The organism is Lentzea sp. NBC_00516, from assembly GCF_036346835.1.
In the GTDB taxonomy this organism is placed as follows: domain Bacteria; phylum Actinomycetota; class Actinomycetes; order Mycobacteriales; family Pseudonocardiaceae; genus Lentzea; species Lentzea sokolovensis.
The window spans coordinates 436,076-451,652 of the sequence record NZ_CP107840.1 but is presented as its reverse complement, the minus strand read 5'-3'; the positions used below and the strand labels follow the sequence as shown (position 1 = coordinate 451,652).

10 protein-coding genes and 1 pseudogene are annotated in these 15,577 nt (G+C 68.9%); 6 read left to right on the top strand and 5 right to left on the bottom strand.

What is annotated here, in order from left to right; translation table 11 throughout:
- Positions 1-20: 20 nt before the first annotated feature.
- The 4 genes from OG205_RS02100 to OG205_RS02085 all read right to left on the bottom strand — a co-directional run bounded on the left by OG205_RS02100 (position 21) and on the right by OG205_RS02085 (position 6,123).
- A complete protein-coding gene (locus tag OG205_RS02100; RefSeq protein ID WP_330274507.1) occupies positions 21-1,658 on the bottom strand; it encodes a HEAT repeat domain-containing protein in 1,638 nt (545 codons plus the stop codon).
- Positions 1,659-1,682: 24 nt separating this feature from the next.
- Entirely contained in the window at positions 1,683-3,374 is a 1,692-nt protein-coding gene (locus OG205_RS02095) for a glycosyl hydrolase family 8 (protein ID WP_330274506.1), read from the bottom strand.
- A 117-nt stretch (positions 3,375-3,491) separates the two neighbouring features.
- The gene (locus tag OG205_RS02090) at positions 3,492-5,123 is read right to left on the bottom strand and encodes a glycosyl hydrolase family 8 (RefSeq protein WP_330274505.1); all 1,632 of its coding nucleotides are present in this window, start codon (positions 5,121-5,123) and stop codon (positions 3,492-3,494) included.
- Between the two features lie 169 nt (positions 5,124-5,292).
- Positions 5,293-6,123 carry a patatin-like phospholipase family protein gene (locus OG205_RS02085; protein WP_330274504.1) on the bottom strand — a complete coding sequence of 277 codons (831 nt, stop codon included), beginning with the start codon at positions 6,121-6,123 and terminating at the stop codon, positions 5,293-5,295.
- A 158-nt stretch (positions 6,124-6,281) separates the two neighbouring features.
- Between OG205_RS02085 and metH the strand changes: the two genes are divergently transcribed.
- The 3 genes from metH to OG205_RS02070 all read left to right on the top strand — a co-directional run bounded on the left by metH (position 6,282) and on the right by OG205_RS02070 (position 12,931).
- Positions 6,282-9,854 (top strand): methionine synthase, encoded by a 3,573-nt coding sequence (gene metH, locus OG205_RS02080; RefSeq protein ID WP_330274503.1) that lies wholly within the window; start codon positions 6,282-6,284, stop codon positions 9,852-9,854.
- Between the two features lie 123 nt (positions 9,855-9,977).
- On the top strand, positions 9,978-11,012 hold the full coding sequence (locus OG205_RS02075) for a sugar ABC transporter substrate-binding protein (RefSeq protein ID WP_330274502.1): 1,035 nt from the start codon (positions 9,978-9,980) through the stop codon (positions 11,010-11,012).
- The gene (locus OG205_RS02070) at positions 11,009-12,931 is read left to right on the top strand and encodes a putative bifunctional diguanylate cyclase/phosphodiesterase (protein WP_330274501.1); all 1,923 of its coding nucleotides are present in this window, start codon (positions 11,009-11,011) and stop codon (positions 12,929-12,931) included. The genes OG205_RS02075 and OG205_RS02070 overlap by 4 nt, the downstream gene beginning before the upstream one ends.
- Here the strand turns inward: OG205_RS02070 and OG205_RS02065 are convergent.
- Positions 12,922-13,857 (bottom strand): phosphotransferase, encoded by a 936-nt coding sequence (locus tag OG205_RS02065; protein ID WP_330274500.1) that lies wholly within the window; start codon positions 13,855-13,857, stop codon positions 12,922-12,924. The genes OG205_RS02070 and OG205_RS02065 overlap by 10 nt on opposite strands.
- 54 nt (positions 13,858-13,911) lie before the next feature.
- On the opposite strand from OG205_RS02065, the gene OG205_RS02060 reads away from it, so the two are divergent.
- From OG205_RS02060 to OG205_RS02050, 3 genes and pseudogenes are all read left to right on the top strand, one after another.
- Entirely contained in the window at positions 13,912-14,355 is a 444-nt protein-coding gene (locus tag OG205_RS02060) for an NUDIX hydrolase (RefSeq protein WP_330274499.1), read from the top strand.
- A gap of 35 nt (positions 14,356-14,390) precedes the next feature.
- Positions 14,391-14,606: pseudogene (locus OG205_RS02055) on the top strand (ketopantoate reductase family protein); the annotation flags it as partial.
- 20 nt (positions 14,607-14,626) lie between these two features.
- Positions 14,627-15,514 (top strand): helix-turn-helix transcriptional regulator, encoded by an 888-nt coding sequence (locus OG205_RS02050; protein ID WP_330274498.1) that lies wholly within the window; start codon positions 14,627-14,629, stop codon positions 15,512-15,514.
- Positions 15,515-15,577 lie beyond the last annotated feature (63 nt).

The window sequence follows — 15,577 nt, the reverse complement described above, 5'->3', positions numbered from 1 at the left end:
CCTACCCTCGGACCTTGACCCTAGGGCAAGGTCAACCCCGGATTCTCGAGAACCCGCAGCACGTTCCTCGCAGCCGACCTGACCCGCGGATCGGGGTCGGCGAGCAGCGGACGGACGTGCTCGGCGCCGGCGCGGTCACGCAGGCGACCGAAGGCCTCCACGGCACGAACCCGCACCATCGCCTTGGAGTGCTTGGTCCCGTCCACCAGGCGGCTACGGCTCCACTCCGGCTTGTGGCCGAGCAACCACATGTGCGCGCGCTGGACCCACTCATCGTCCGAGGCGTGCCACCACGACCACTGATCGCATTCGATGCGCGCCAGGCCCCGTCCCGCCGCATGGCGTGCCGCCCTGTCGGAGTGGTTCACGAACAGGTTCCACAGCGTCGGCAACGCACGAGGGTCACCGATGCGAGCCAGCGCGGCCGCCGCCTCGGCCGCGTGCCAGGTGTCGCAGAGTCGGATCAGCGTCGTCACCGCGCGGCCGTCCGCATGCCGGGCGAGCACCGTCGCCGCTCGGTCCCGCACCTGCACATCAGGATCGTCACAAGCCGCCATCGCCACGTCGGCCACGTCCGCGCCACCGGTCCGGCTGAGGGCCTGCAGGGCTTCCGCACGCACCTCCGCACTCTCGTGCCCGAGCAACCACACCAGCGTCGGCCCCGCTTCGGCGGAACCTATCGCGCCCAGAGCCTGGATCATCGGAATCGGGTACTCGGCGACCCGGACGCTCTCGCAGATCGGGCCGACCGCCTCGACTGCCCTGAGCGAGGCCAGCGCGACGGGAGCCTCGTGCCACCAGTCAGGGTCGGAGAGCAGCTCGATCAGCCGGGGGATCACGGTCGCCGCGTTCCGGTGCAACCAGGCCCGGTCGTGGCGCCACGGCAGGTCCGCCAGTTCGACGGCGAACTCCATTACCAGTGCTTCCGCCTCGGGTCCTCCGATCGCGGCCAGCCGTTCCTTGGCGCGGGAACGCGCCGACTGCCACACGGGCTCCTGCCTGGTCAGGACTGCGCGCAGCAGCTCGATCTCCTGCTGGTCACCCTCACCACTCAGCACGCTGATCGCGGTGCCGACAGCGTAAGGACCCCCGTCGACCACCTTGCGCAGCAGGCGTTCCCTGTCCAGCAGACCTGCTCCGCGAGCCGCCAGCACCGCCATCTGTGCTTCCCAGTCGTCGGCGGAGTCCCACCACTGTTCGGCCAGCTCGGCCGCACCAGGGGTGTTCGGTTCGCCGAGCAGCCCGCTGATCGCCCACTGGAGCCGGTAGTCCTGCTTTTCCCGGTACGCCGCGAGCAGCTCGGGCAGCGTGCGCGCATCGGGCGGGCTCTCAGGCTGCGGAACGTGGCGGCGGTCCGCGAGCAGCGCCGCGCGCAGCAGTTCCGCGTCACGCCTCACTCGGGCAGGCGCCGACCGCGATCCCGACCGGAATGCCCGCACCACCTGGAGGACCCGCGTGGGGACGCCCTCACGCACCAGGTCCTCAACGGACACCGGAACCTCGTGCAACCACACCGCCTGGACGGCCACCCAGTCACCGCCCCGCTCCGCGACGGCGGCGGCGACCCGTTCCAACCGGTCCAGGAGCAGCTCACCGTTGTACGTGAGCTGCCCCTGGTGTGCCCGCCTCGCGATGCGGCGTGCTCTAGCTGTCCCCATCACTCCATTGAAGCCCTCGAAGATCTACGGGATCCAGTGATTTCCGGACACCGTGATCATCACCTGCAGCTGGATGCTCGCGCCGAAGTACGTGTCCGTGGCGATCGGCGTGTTCACCATCTTGGTCCACAACGCGTCCAGCCACGCCTGACTACCCGGATCCGTGGAAGCCGCAACCGCGAACGGGGCCACGAACGCCGCGTCACTGCCGCCGTCGATCTGCGTGCCGTTGAGCTGGTAGCCGACCGCGATCTTGTTCGGGTCGCCGCCGGTCTTGCTCTTGATCCACGAGTTCATCTTGCGGGCGGCGGCGAGTGACTTGCTGTCGCCGGTCACCGCCGCGTCCGCGCCGATGCGCCACGGGTCGCGGCACGCGTTGTACCAGTACTTGCCGTCGGTGGCGTCCTCCTCGAGCAGCTTGCCGACGGCGGGCTTGGCCGTGGAGTTGGTGTCCTGCACGAAGTCCGGCAGCAGGCCGGTGCTCGCCGCGTACTTCGACTGCAGCGTGGCGATGAGGTCCTGGTGCTTGGCGCGGATCGTGTCCCAGGCCGAGTCGCCGGTCGCGGTGCGGAACGCCCTGAAGTGGTCGGCCATCCAGTCCGACGACCGGGAGCCGTAGTACTTCCTGCTGTCGTCCGGGCCGGACCAGTCGCCCATCAGGAGCAGGTTCGTGCTGGGGTTGATCAGGCTCTTCTTGATCGCGTTGACGTTCTTCACCGCGAGCTGCTTGTAGTTGTATGTGCCGCTGCTGCCCCACTGCCTGTCGGCGAGCAGCAGGCCGTAGGCGGTGTCCATGTCGCCGTCGGTGGCGCTGTCACTGCCGTTGACGCTCTTGCAGGCGGTGTCCTGCTCGGCGGCCAGCAGGTCGGGGTTGTTGACCGACGGGTGGGCGAGCTTGTACTTCAGCAGGCCGTCGAAGATCTTCTTCGCGTCCGGGTCGGCGCCCGCCATCTGCGCGGTGATCACCATGCCGTAGCCCTGCGCCTCGGCCACGTACGGGAACTTCGCGTCCGGCGAGATGACCTGGTACCAGCCGTTGCCGCAGTTCTGCTTGACGAACGCGGACTTCCAGCGCTGGTAGTAGTCGACGATCTTGGCGTCCAAAGTGGACGTGCTGCCCGACGGCCGCAGGACGCCCGCCGCGTACGGGGTCTGCCTGCTGCCGAACGGATAGCCGAGGCCGCTCGAGGGCGGAGTCGTCGTGGTCGTGGGCGGAGTGGTCGTCGTCGGCGGGTTGCCACCGCCCACGCCGTACACCTCGAGCTCCCACAGCGAGTAGCCGTAGGCGGTGCCGCGCGCAGTGCCGTAGACACGGACATATCGTCCGGAACCGGACAGCGTCAAGTCATCGGTGCCGCCGTCACCGGCGCTGGTCGAGTACACGTCGGTCCACGCCGAGCCGTCCGGCGAGGTCTGCACGCGGTACGACTTGGCGTACGCGGCCTCCCAGCTCAGCTTCACCCGGCTGATCGCGTGCGCCGAGCCGAGGTCGACCCGCAGCCACTCCGGGTCGCGCCCCTCCACCGAGGCCCAGCGGGTCGACGTGCTGCCGTCGACCGCCTTCGCGGCCTCGAATCCCGACCCCTCAACAGAAGAGGCCGTCACCGCCTTGCCGCGGGAGACCAGAGGGTCCGCCGCCGATGCGATGGTCGTTCCCGCGACGAGGAGGCCGAGCACGAGCCCGGCCGCCCCGAACGCCATTGTTCTGCCGCCCACGACCGCCTCCAGCAATTAGTTAACAAAGCTGTCAATGCGAGTGGTTGGCGACGCTATGCAGGTCAGACCCCCTGAACAAGAGGTACAGACCGTTGTTGCGCGATCGGACAGTGCCGGTCAGGGCACCCAGTGGTTGCCGGTCACCGTGATCATCACCTGGAGCTGGATGCTCGCCGAGAAGTAGCTGCTGCCGTCGATCGGCGTCTGCAGCATCTTGCTCCACAACGCGTCCAGCCACGCCTGACCGCCCGGATCGGTCGCGGCCACCACGGCGAACGGCGCGAAGAACGCGGCGGCACTGCCACCGGAGATCTGCGTGCCGTTGAGCTGGTAGCCCATGCCGATGTTGTTCGGGTTGTTGCCCGCCTTGGACTTCACCCACGTGTTGAGCTTGCGGGCCGCCGCCAGGGACTGGGAGTCGCCACTGGTCACCGCGTCCGCACCGATCCGCCACGGCACGCGGCAGGCGTTCCACCAGTACTTGCCGTCGTTGACGTCCTCCAGCACCTGGCCCGCGGGCGGGCGCGGCGAAGAGTTCGTGTTCTCCACGAAGTCCGGCAGCAGGCCGGTGTTCGGCGCGAAGTTCTGCTGCAACGTCGAGATCAGGTTCTGGTGGGCGGACCGGATCGTGTCCCACGCCGCGTCACCCGTCGCCTTCCGGAACGCCCGGAAGTGGTCGGCCATCCAGTCCGACGACCTCGAGAGGTAGTAGTACTGGTCGCCCGAACTGGTCCAGTCGCCGAGCTTGAGCAGGTTCGTCGACGGGTTGACCTCGCTGGCCTTGATCGCGTTGACGTGCCGGATCGCCAGCTGCTTGTAGTTGTGGGTGCCCGCGCTGCCCCACTGCCGGTCGGCGAGCAGCAGCCCGTAGGCCACGTCCATGTCGCCGTCCGTGGCGCCGTCGCCGCCGTTGACGCTGCGGCAGTTCACGTCCTGTTCGGCCGCGAGCAGATCGCGGTTGATCGAGGACGGGTGGTCGATCTTCCACTTCACCAGGCCGTCGAAGATCTTCTTCGCGTCCGGGTCGGCGCCGGCCATCGTGGCGACGACGACCATGCCGTAGCCCTGCGCCTCGGCGACGTACGGGTGGTCGGCGTCGGGCGAGATCACCTGATACCAGCCGTTGCCGCAGTTCTGCCGGACGAACGCGGACTTCCAGCGCTGGTAGTAGTCCACGACCGCGGCGTCCAAAGTGGACGTCGAACCCGATGGACGCAGGACGCCCGCCGCGTACGGGGTCTGCCGGCTGCCGAACGCGTAGCCGAGACCGTTCGAGGGCGGAGTGGTCGTGGTCGTCGTCGGCGGGGTGCCGCCCGCCACGCCGTAGACCTCGACCTCCCACAGCGAGTAACCCCACGCAGTGCCACGCGCCGTGCCGAGAACCCGCACGTACCGACCGGCACCGGACACGGTCAGGTCGTCGACGCCACCGTCACCGGCGCTGGTCGAGAACACGTCCGTCCACGCGGAACCCTCCGGGGAGGTCTGCACGCGGTAGCCCCTGGCGTACGCGTCCTCCCAGGTCAGCCGCACCCGGCTGACCGCGTGCGACGTACCGAGGTCGACCCGCAGCCACTCTGAGTCGCTGCCCTCCGCCGACGCCCACCTCGTCGTCGTGCTGCCGTCCACGGCCTTCGCCGCCTCCAGCCCTGCGCCCTCGACGGAGGACGCCGTGACCGCCTTGCCCTGCGAGACCAGTGGATCCGCCGCCGTCGCACTGGTCGTCCCCGCCACCAGGAGACCAATCACGAGCCCGACCGCACTGACCGCAGCTAACGCCGCTCGTCTGTCCACAACCACCTCAGTCAATTGGTTAACAAACCTGCCTAAAGGGGCAATTGCGGCGACCTTAGGCGGGTCGGTCAACTTTGGACAAGAGGTGTGGACCGGTCATCGGGACCGAAACCGGTTGCGGAAACTACTGCCAGACCTTCCGGACGTCCTCCGCGATCGAGACGGCCTGCGCGTACCCCGCCTCAGCAGCGGGTTTGCGCTTGGCCGGGTCCAGCAGGTTCGTGCCGATGGCGGCCAGGGCCGCGCTGTCGGGACTCACCACGATCGACGGCACCCCGAGCTTCGCGGCCTGCGCGCCGGGCGCCGCGGCCGGACTGGCCGAGCGCGTCAGCGGCGCGATGACCACGACCCGTTCGTAGCCCGCCGCGAGGTCGACGTTCGCCACGGACCGCATGCCGCCGTCCATGTACCGACTGCCGTTGATGCTGACCGGCGGCCACACCAGCGGCACCGCGCAACTCGACGCCACCGCCTTCACCAGCGGCACTCCGCTGTCCCGGTCGAAAGCCACGAACTTCCCGTTCGCCACGTCCACGGCGGTGACCTTGAGCGCGCGCTCCGGCCAGTCCTTAGTGGACAGTCGAGAGTCGAACACCGCGAGCCGCGACTCCTCCGACGGCGTGCGGGCCTTCAGGGCGGCACGACCGAGACGGGCCCGCTTCTGCGCGGGCGACCCCGGCATCACGTAGGAAAGCGCGTACCTGGCGACCATCCACGACGTGAGCCGGGCGGGAATCTCCCCGTCCGGCGGCAACAACTGACCCGCGTACAGGTCGGCGAGCACACCACCGCCGGCCAGTTCGGCGGCCACCACCGATCCGGCCGACGTCCCCACGAAGAGGTCGGCGTCCGTCAGGTCGACGCCCTGTTCGGCAAGTCCGTGCAGAATCCCGGTCTCCCAGGCGATTCCGGTGACACCACCGCCACCCAGCACCAACGCGCGTTCTCCGGTCACAGCGGCCATCCTATGGAGTGAGACGAGTTCCTGGTGAATGAGCTAGGTTGGTAGCCTTTAAAGTGAAACCGAGAAGCGCTGCAACGGGCCGAGCGCCTGCCACGCTCGGCTTCGTTCTACCACGGACAAGGGCGCTTCCGAACCTTTCGGGAGCGCGCGTGAGTGGACTCAAATCCCTGCTGGACCAGCGAATCGCAGTGCTGGACGGCGCATGGGGCACGATGTTCCAGCAAGCCAGGCTCTCGCCGCAGGACTACTACGGTGACGAGTACGAGGGCCACGTGCCCGACGTCGCCGGCGACCCGGACCTGCTCAACCTCACCCGCCCGGACCTGGTGCTCGACGTGCACCGGCAGTACCTCGCGGCGGGCGCGGACATCACGACCACCAACACGTTCACCGCCACCTCGATCGGCCAGGCCGACTACGGGCTGGAGAACCGCGTCCGCGAGATGAACATCGCCGGCGCACGGCTCGCCCGCCAGGCCGCGGACGAGTTCGGCGGCCGGTTCGTCGCAGGATCGGTCGGCCCGCTCAACGTCACGCTCTCCCTGTCGCCCAAGGTCGAGGACCCCGCGTTCCGCGCCGTCACGTTCGAGCAGGTCAAGGCCTCCTACGCGGAGCAGATCTCGGCGCTGCACGAAGGCGGCGTCGACCTGCTGCTGATCGAGACGATCTTCGACACGCTGAACTGCAAGGCCGCCATCGCCGCGGCCCGCGAGGTCGCGCCCGACCTGCCGCTGTGGATCTCGGTGACGATCGTCGACCTGTCCGGCCGCACGCTGTCGGGCCAGACCGTCGAGGCGTTCTGGGACTCGGTCGCGCACGCCGAACCGCTGATCGTCGGCGTCAACTGCTCGCTGGGCGCAGAGGAGATGCGCCCGCACGTCGCCGACCTGGCGCGACTCGCGAACACCTACGTGGCCTGCCACCCGAACGCCGGTCTGCCCAACGCGTTCGGCGGCTACGACGAGACGCCGGACGAGACCGCCGCCCTGCTGAAGGACTTCGCGGGCAAGGGCATCGTCAACGTCGTCGGCGGCTGCTGCGGCACCACTCCCGAGCACATCAAGGCCATCGCCGACGCCGTGCGCGGCACCGACTCGCGCGAGGTGGTCAAGCCACGGCACACCACCCGCTACAGCGGCCTGGAGACGTTCGAGATCGGCCCCGACACCGGGTTCGTGATGATCGGTGAGCGCACCAACGTCACCGGCTCGGCGAAGTTCCGCAGGCTGATCGAGTCCGACGACCACAACGCCGCGCTCACCGTGGCGCTGGACCAGGTGCGCGGCGGCGCGAACCTGCTGGACGTCAACATGGACGCCGACCTGCTCGACGGCGAGCAGGCGATGACGACGTTCCTGAACCTCATCGCGACCGAGCCGGAGATCGCCCGCATCCCGGTGATGATCGACAGCTCCCGGTGGACCGTGCTCGAAGCGGGCCTGCGGTGCGTGCAGGGCAAGGGCGTGGTCAACTCGATCAGCCTCAAGGAGGGCGAGGAGCCGTTCCTGCGGCAGGCCCGCACGATCCGCGACTACGGCGCCGGTGTCGTCGTGATGGCGTTCGACGAGCAGGGCCAGGCCGACACGACCGACCGCAAGGTCGAGATCTGCGGCCGCGCCTACGACCTGCTGACGCAGAAGGTCGGCTTCCCGGCCGAGGACATCATCTTCGACCCGAACGTGCTCGCCGTCGCGACCGGCATCGAGGAGCACAACGGGTACGCCAGGGCGTTCATCGACGCCCTGCCGCGGATCAAGGAGCGATGTCCCGGTGTCCGCATCAGCGGCGGCATCTCGAACCTGTCGTTCTCCTTCCGCGGCAACGACGTCGTCCGCGAGGCCATGCACTCGGCGTTCCTGTTCCACGCCGTCCAGGCAGGCCTCGACATGGGCATCGTCAACGCCGGTCAGCTCGTCGTCTACCAGGACATCAAGGCCGACCTGCTGGAACTGGTCGAGGACGTCATCTTCAACCGCCGCGAGGACGCGACGGACCGGCTCGTCACGCACGCCGAGACCGTCAAGGGCCCCGGCCAGAAGCGCGTCGTCGACCTGTCGTGGCGCGAGGCCCCGGTCGGCAAGCGACTCGAGCACGCGATCCTGCACGGCGTCGTCGACTTCATCGAAGAGGACACCGAGGAAGCGCGCGCGTCCCTCCCCCGTCCGCTGGACGTCATCGAGGGTCCGCTGATGGACGGCATGAAGATCGTCGGCGACCTGTTCGGCGCGGGCAAGATGTTCCTGCCGCAGGTCGTGAAGAGCGCCCGCGTGATGAAGCGCGCGGTCGCCTATCTGGAGCCGTTCATGGACGCCGAGCCCAAGGCCACGGCCGGCGGCAACGGCAAGGTCGTGCTCGCCACGGTCAAGGGCGACGTCCACGACATCGGCAAGAACATCGTCGGCGTCGTGCTGGGCTGCAACAACTACGAGGTGATCGACCTCGGCGTGATGGTGCCCGCCGCGAAGATCCTCGACACGGCGATCAAGGAGCAGGCCGACGTCATCGGCCTGTCCGGGCTGATCACGCCGTCGCTCGACGAGATGGTCTCGGTCGCCGAGGAGATGCAGCGGCGCGGCATGAAGCTGCCGTTGCTGATCGGCGGGGCGACGACCTCGAAGCAGCACAACGCCGTGAAGATCGCGCCGGTCTACGAAGAGCCGGTCATCCACGTCCTCGACGCGTCCCGGGTCGTCGGCGTCGTCTCCGACCTGCTCGACGGCCGTCGAGCCCACGAGCTGAACCTCACGAACCGCGCGGAGCAGGCCCGGTTGCGCGAACAGCACGAGAACCGCAAGTCGGTGCCGTTGCTCAAGCTCGAAACGGCGCGGGCGAATCGGGAGGAGGTCGATTTCTCCGATCTGCCGACTCCGCAGTTCACCGGCACTCGCCTGATGACGCCTTCTCTCGCCGAACTGCGCGAGTTCATCGACTGGACGTTCCTGTTCCTCGCCTGGGAGCTGAAAGGCAAGTTCCCGGCGATTCTCGACCAGCCGGTGGCACGCGAACTGTACGACGACGCGACCGAGTTGCTCGAGGAAATCGTCGCCGGCGAATTGTTCGAGGCAAAGGGCGTGTACGGGTACTGGCCCGCGCATTCCGACGGTGACGACATCCTGCTCGACAACGGCGTGCGGATCCCGATGCTGCGCCAGCAGACCAAGAAGCCGTTGTCGCGCCCGAACCGCTGCCTGTCCGACTACGTGGCTCCCGAGGGCGACCACATCGGCGGGTTCGCGGTGACGATCCTCGGCGCGGGCAAGCTGGCCGCGAAGTACGAGGCCCAGAACGACGACTACCGCGCCATCATGGTGAAGGCGCTGGCAGACCGGCTCGCCGAGGCGTTCGCCGAGTGGATCCACCTGCGGGCCAGGCGCGACTGGTTCGAGCCGGACTCCCAGCCGGAACTCACCGACCTGCACGCGGAGAAGTTCCGCGGCATCCGGCCCGCCCTGGGCTACCCGGCCTGTCCCGACCACACCGTGAAACGGGAACTGTTCGACCTGCTGGGCGCGGAGGAAATCGGGATCTCGCTCACTGAATCGTTCGCGATGAACCCGGCGGCGAGCGTGAGCGGCCTGATCTTCCAGCACCCCGGCGCGAAGTACTTCACCGTGGGGCGGCTGGGCCGCGACCAGGTGCAGGACTACGCGACGCGGTACGGCAAGCCGCTCGCCGAAGTCGAGCAGTGGCTGCGCCCGAACCTCGGGTACGAACCCGCCTGACGGTCGCCCAACGTGAAAGCGCTTGCCGGTATTGGCAGGCGTTATCCCGGTTGGGCCCAAGCGATGTAGCATCGGCCGCTCTGGAGATCAATCACCCTAGGTCGAGCGAGCCCGAGGTCATCCATGCGAGCTGCGGCGCTGGTGCTGGGTCTGGTGCTGTTGGCAAGCTGTGGTGCGGCAGCGGAGTCGGAGGCGTTGCCGCACGTCGGTTTCGTGGTCAAGCGCACGGGTGGCTCCTTCGCCCAGGAGATGACCAGCGGCTTTCACGAGGGCGTCGGCCGCATCGGCGGGGTCAGCGCGACGGTGACGGGACCTCCCGGACAGGACGGGCACAAGGAAGTCGAGTTGTTCCGGGATTTGACGATGGCGGCAACAGGCGGAATCGCCGTGGCGACGTCCGAACCCGCGCTGATGGCGCCGTCCATCGGTGAGGCGCTCACGCAGCACGTGGCCGTGGTCGGGGTGGACATGCGGCTCACCGCGAGTTCCGGCGTGAAACTCCACATCGGTAACGACGACTACGAACTCGGCGAAAAGCTGGCTGACGAGTTGATGCGCCGATTGCCTTCGGCCGCGACCGGAACAGTGGTGCTGGGAAACACGGCTCCTGGACTCGCCGGGTTCGACGACCGGGCTGAGGGAATCCGGGGCCGATTCGCCGAAAAGCTACCGGGGGTAGTGGTGCTGGGCCCGTTCGACACGCAACGTGACGACGTCGCGAATCGGGACGCGTGGAAACGTCTCGTGGCAGCGAACCCCGACGCGCTCGCGTTCGTTGGTACGGGCGACTGCGACGGAGTGAGCCTCGCGGCGCTGAAGACGGAGAAGTCGGCGAGGTGGCTGGTGGGCGGTTTCGGGGTCGACCCGAGAACGTTGCAGGCGGTGCGGGACGGCGCGATGGTCGCGACGATCTCCCCGGAGCACTATCTCAAGGGCGCCGTCGCCGGCTGGCTGCTCGCCAGGCACGCGAAGGACGGCGCGACACTGCCGGAGGGCTGGATCGAGACGCCGGGGTTGACGGTGACCACCGGGAACCTGGACCAGATCCTGCACCGGCAGGAGTCGGAGAAGGCGCGCAGGGACTACTTCCAGCCTCAGATCGACAGCTTCGTCGAGGATCCGGCGAGCTGGGTGCGACCGTTGGAGCAGGCACGGTGAGCTTTTGGGAAGGCCGCGGCACCGCACGGGTGGCGACGGCAGGGCTGACGGTCGGGTTGCTCGCCCTGGCGGGACTGTCGCTGTGGAGCAGCGTCAGCGCGCAGGACACGACCGCGTACGTGCGAGAGCTCAACGACACCAGCGAGCGGTGGAGCCGCGTGCTGGAACACATCGAGGTCGCCGACAACGCGTTGCGCGATCTCCAGGTCCAGCGGACCGAGCAGACCGTCCAGCCGTTGGAGAACTCCGTCGGCTCGGCGCGCGCCGACCTGGAGTGGCTGCGCACCAGCGGCACCCCGTCGGACGCCGCCGTGGCGTCCCGGTTGCTGCCGTTCTACGACCAGACCTCGGACATCCTGCGCAGGGTGATCGCCGGCCCCGACCCGCTGCAGTCCGACCAGGCCCTGCTCGCGCACTCTTCGTTGCGGCGCCAGATCTCCTCGACGGTCGGGGCCAAGCGCCTCGACACCACCGAGTACATGCGTGCCGCGGACGAGAAGAACTCCTGGCTGCGGATCGCCCAGATCGTGGCGTTCGTGCTGGACGCGATCCTGGTGGTGCTGTTCGGCGGGGTGCTGCTGGGCTACCGCCGCAAAATACTGCGCCAGGCGGCCAAGAACGAGCACGAGGCGCACCACGACGCCCTGACCGGGCTGGCCAACCGCACGCTGCTCGCGCGCCGGATGGACCTGGCCGTGGAGCAGGCGCGCAAGAAGGACGAGCCGCTGGCGTTGCTGATCGTGGACCTCGACAGGTTCAAGGAGGTCAACGACTCGCTCGGGCACCACACCGGCGACCTGTTGCTGCGTCAGGTGGCGAACCGCCTGTCGTGGGCGGTGCGCGACACGGACCTGGTGGCACGGCTGGGCGGCGACGAGTTCGCCGTGCTGCTGCCCGCCGTCGGCTCGGCGGAGAACGCCGGCATGGTCGCGGAGAAGATCCTGCAGGCACTGGCGATGCCGGTGACCCTGGAGGGCCTGGAGCTCGAGATAGCGGGCAGTGTCGGCGTGGCGCTGTGCCCGTCCGACTCGGGTGACGGGCACGAACTGCTGCGGCACGCGGACATCGCGATGTACGCGGCCAAGCGCGAGAAGTCCGGCGTGGCCGTGTACGACGCACGCCTGCACGAACGCGGCGCCGCGCACCTCACCGCCGTGACGGAGCTTCGGCACGCGATCGACCGCGGCGAGCTGTTCCTGCACTACCAGCCCAAAGCACTGGCCGACACGGGCGCGGTGTGCGGCGTCGAGGCCCTGGCCCGCTGGCAGCACCCGACGCGCGGGCTCGTGCGTCCCGACGAGTTCATCCCGATCGCCGAGGAGAACGGGCTCATCGAGCCGTTGACCCGCTACGTGATCGACGCGGCGCTGCGCCAGTGCCGCACGTGGCAGGACGCAGGCTGGGAGGTGCCGGTCTCGGTGAACGTGGGCGCGGCCTGCCTGCACCACACCGAGTTCCCCGGCGACGTGGCCGACCTGATCAAGCGCCACGGCCTGCCGGCCAGGTTGCTGACGCTGGAGATCACCGAGTCCGCGATCATCTCGGACCCGGACCGCGCGGTGGAGGTGTTGCGCGGCCTGACCGAACTGGGCGTGCGACTGTCCATCGACGACTTCGGCACCGGCTACTCGTCCATTTCGTACCTGCGCAGCATGCGGGTGCACGAGATGAAGCTCGACCGGTCGTTCGTCACGCACATGTGCACCGACGCCGGCGACAGCGCGATCGTGCACGCCCTGGTGGCGCTGGCCCAGAACTTCGGGCTGCAGGCCGTCGCGGAGGGCGTGGAGGACCAGGACACCTGGACCGCGCTGGCCAAGGCCGGATGTGACGTGGTGCAGGGGTATTTCCTCAGCGAGCCGTTGCCCGCCGAGGAAATCGTTGCCTGGCTAGGAGATCGGGCGGCCGCTCACGCGTAGAAATCGGTGTCCCGCCACTGGTTGATGAAGGGCTGCATGAAGTCGACCATGGCGGGCAACTGGTCCGCGACCGACAGGTAGGCGATCACCCGGATCGCGCCGACGGCGTTGACGAACCTGAGCACCTCCTTGTCGATCGTGCGCAGGCCGTTCTTCGTGGCGCCCCGGTCGTAGGCGGCGTGGTGTTCCGGGCCGAGACCGCCCAGGTCCCACTCGACCGGGCCGTACGTGATCAGTTCGAAGTCGGAGAACAGCGGGCCTTCGGTGCTCGCGAAGATGTTCGCGGGCGGCGAGTCGCCGTGGACGGGCTGCAGTTCGATGCCGGGGAACTTCGCCTGGAACGCGGCCTGGGAGCTGACGAGCGGCTCCAGCACCTCCCACTCGGCGCGTGCCCTCCGCAGATCCTCCGCGGTGACGATGTCCAGGCCCTCAAGCCTTTCCAGTCCCTCCCGGACGAACTGCGGTTCCGCCGACGACAGGAAGTCCAGCTCGCCCGGATAGTCCCTGAGGGCCTTGTGCAGGTCGGCGGTGAGCTCGGAGTTCCTGACGTAGTCCGGTTCCTGGGACTTGTCCTCGTCGGTGAACGGCCAGAACGTGATGGAGAAACCGTCGCGCTGCACGGGCTTGCGTTCGACGAGCGGGCTCGGCGGGATGACCGGCGTGCCCTGGTCGTGCAGCCACTGCGCCACGTCGAGTTCTTGTTGCTGGCGCCTGGCCAGGCTTTCCAGCGTCGTGGTGTGCGGCAGGACAGTCGGGATGCGGGCCACGACCGGCGACGGCGCGAGGTGCACGACGACGGAGAACAGTTCGTAGAGGACCTTGCCCTCGGTGATCTCCAGGCCGAGTTCGCGACCGGCTGCGACGGCGGCTTCGGTGGCAGCGGCGGTGCGGCCGGCGATGTCTTCGGGGGTCGCGAAGGCTGTCATGGCACGATCGTGCCACGACCTCTGTGCCGAACGCAGATCATTTACGGTGGGCGCATGGCCGACCGGCACCTGATCGACGCCCACGTTCTGCTCGTCCGCGACGGCGAGGTGCTGCTCACCCGGCGCCGCGACCCGGACCCGCGGTTCGACGGCCTCTGGCACCTGCCGTCCGGCAAGCTCGACGCGGGCGAGTCCGTGCTCGCCGCCGCCGTGCGCGAGGCTTCGGAGGAGGTCGGGGTGCGGATCGATCCCGGCGACCTGCGGCTCGTGCACACGTCACACGCCAACGGGTTCGGCGTGGAACCGCGCCTCGGGCTGTACTTCGAGGTGCGGCGCTGGAGTGGCGAACCGGAGAACCGCGAGCCGGAGAAGTGTTCGGAGGTGCGGTGGTTCGGGCTCGACGCGCTGCCCGCCGACTTCATCCCCTACCCCGCCGCCGGGATCGCCGGCTACCTGGCCGGGGAGTCGTTCAGCGTGCTCGGCTGGGACCCGCGGTAGGTCGTTCTCACCTGCGCAGCCCGTCCAGGACGAGACTGTTCCTCCGCGCGCCGGCCTGGCTGACGGCGTCCGTGTTCGCCTCGCTGACCGCTCGTTTCCCGCCGGCCCGCTTGAGCTTCCAGGCGCACTCCGACCCTGACGCCGAGGAGCCGCGGGCGATCTGCCGGGACACCCTGGCGGAGACGCGCCGGCTGGGAATCCCCGCACCCCGGCTGGCCGCGGCGGAACCGCACTTCGCGGTCCGGGCCTGAACTCGGGTTACCGTGAACGGATGGCACTCGTGCACCCGCCCGGCCTGACCAGGTTCCGGACGCACGACCTGCCCGGTTCACGCAGGCTGACCGGGTGGGAGGAGCACAACGCCCGCGCCCTGGTGGGGCTGCGCGTCACGACCGACCGTCCGTTCGACGGCACCGAGGTGAACCTGACGCTGCCCCGCCTGCAGGTGGCGCGGGTGAGCGGGTCGCCGCACGCCGTCGAACGGGACGTCCGGCAGATCGCCGAGCACCCGGCCGACGGTGTGGTCGTCTACTTCTCACTGGCCGGGGAAAGCCACTTCGAGCACCGGGGCGGTCGTGAGCTGGTCGTCCCCGGTCAAGCGCTCGTGCTGGACGGGGACCAGCCGTTCCGGCGCGAGTTCTCGGACGGCCTCACCGAGCTCGTGCTGAAGGCACCGCGGCGGGGACCCGTGCGGCCTCAGGTGTTCAGCTTCCGGGACAACGCGCACGCACAAGCGTTGGTGAGCGCCTTGTCGGGTGCGTTGCGCGGCCCCGCCGACTGGGACGGGCTGGAGCACACCGCCACGGACCTGCTCGACACGCTGCTCGGCGCCCGCACCCCGACCGCGGACCTGGCTGCTGCCCACGCCTTCATCGCCGCCCACCTGCACGAACAGGAGCTGTGCGCGCTCCGGATCGCCGCCGCCATCGGGTACTCCGAACGTCACCTGTCGCGCCTGTTCGCGAAGTCCGGGCAGAGCGTGCCGCAGGCGATCCTGAACGCACGGCTCGACGCGGCCAGAAGCGTGTTGATCGAACCGGTGTCGCTCGCCGAGGTCGCGGCACGCACCGGTTTCGTGTCGCAGGCGCACTTCTCCCGCACCTACCGGGCGCGGTTCGGGGTGACGCCCCGGCAGGACCGGGCGGCGCTGCGGTCCTGAGTTTTTGCCTGTTTCCGCCACGTGCGGGCGCACGGCCCTCGTGGCGACACAGGACTGTCACCG

Coding starts and splice junctions, on each gene's coding strand:
- OG205_RS02075 (WP_330274502.1), top strand. CDS start 9,978: ATGCGAGCTGCGGCGCTGGTGCTGGGTCTGGTGCTGTTGGCAAGCTGT.
- OG205_RS02065 (WP_330274500.1), bottom strand. CDS start 13,857: ATGACAGCCTTCGCGACCCCCGAAGACATCGCCGGCCGCACCGCCGCT.
- OG205_RS02050 (WP_330274498.1), top strand. CDS start 14,627: ATGGCACTCGTGCACCCGCCCGGCCTGACCAGGTTCCGGACGCACGAC.
- OG205_RS02060 (WP_330274499.1), top strand. CDS start 13,912: ATGGCCGACCGGCACCTGATCGACGCCCACGTTCTGCTCGTCCGCGAC.
- OG205_RS02100 (WP_330274507.1), bottom strand. CDS start 1,658: ATGGGGACAGCTAGAGCACGCCGCATCGCGAGGCGGGCACACCAGGGG.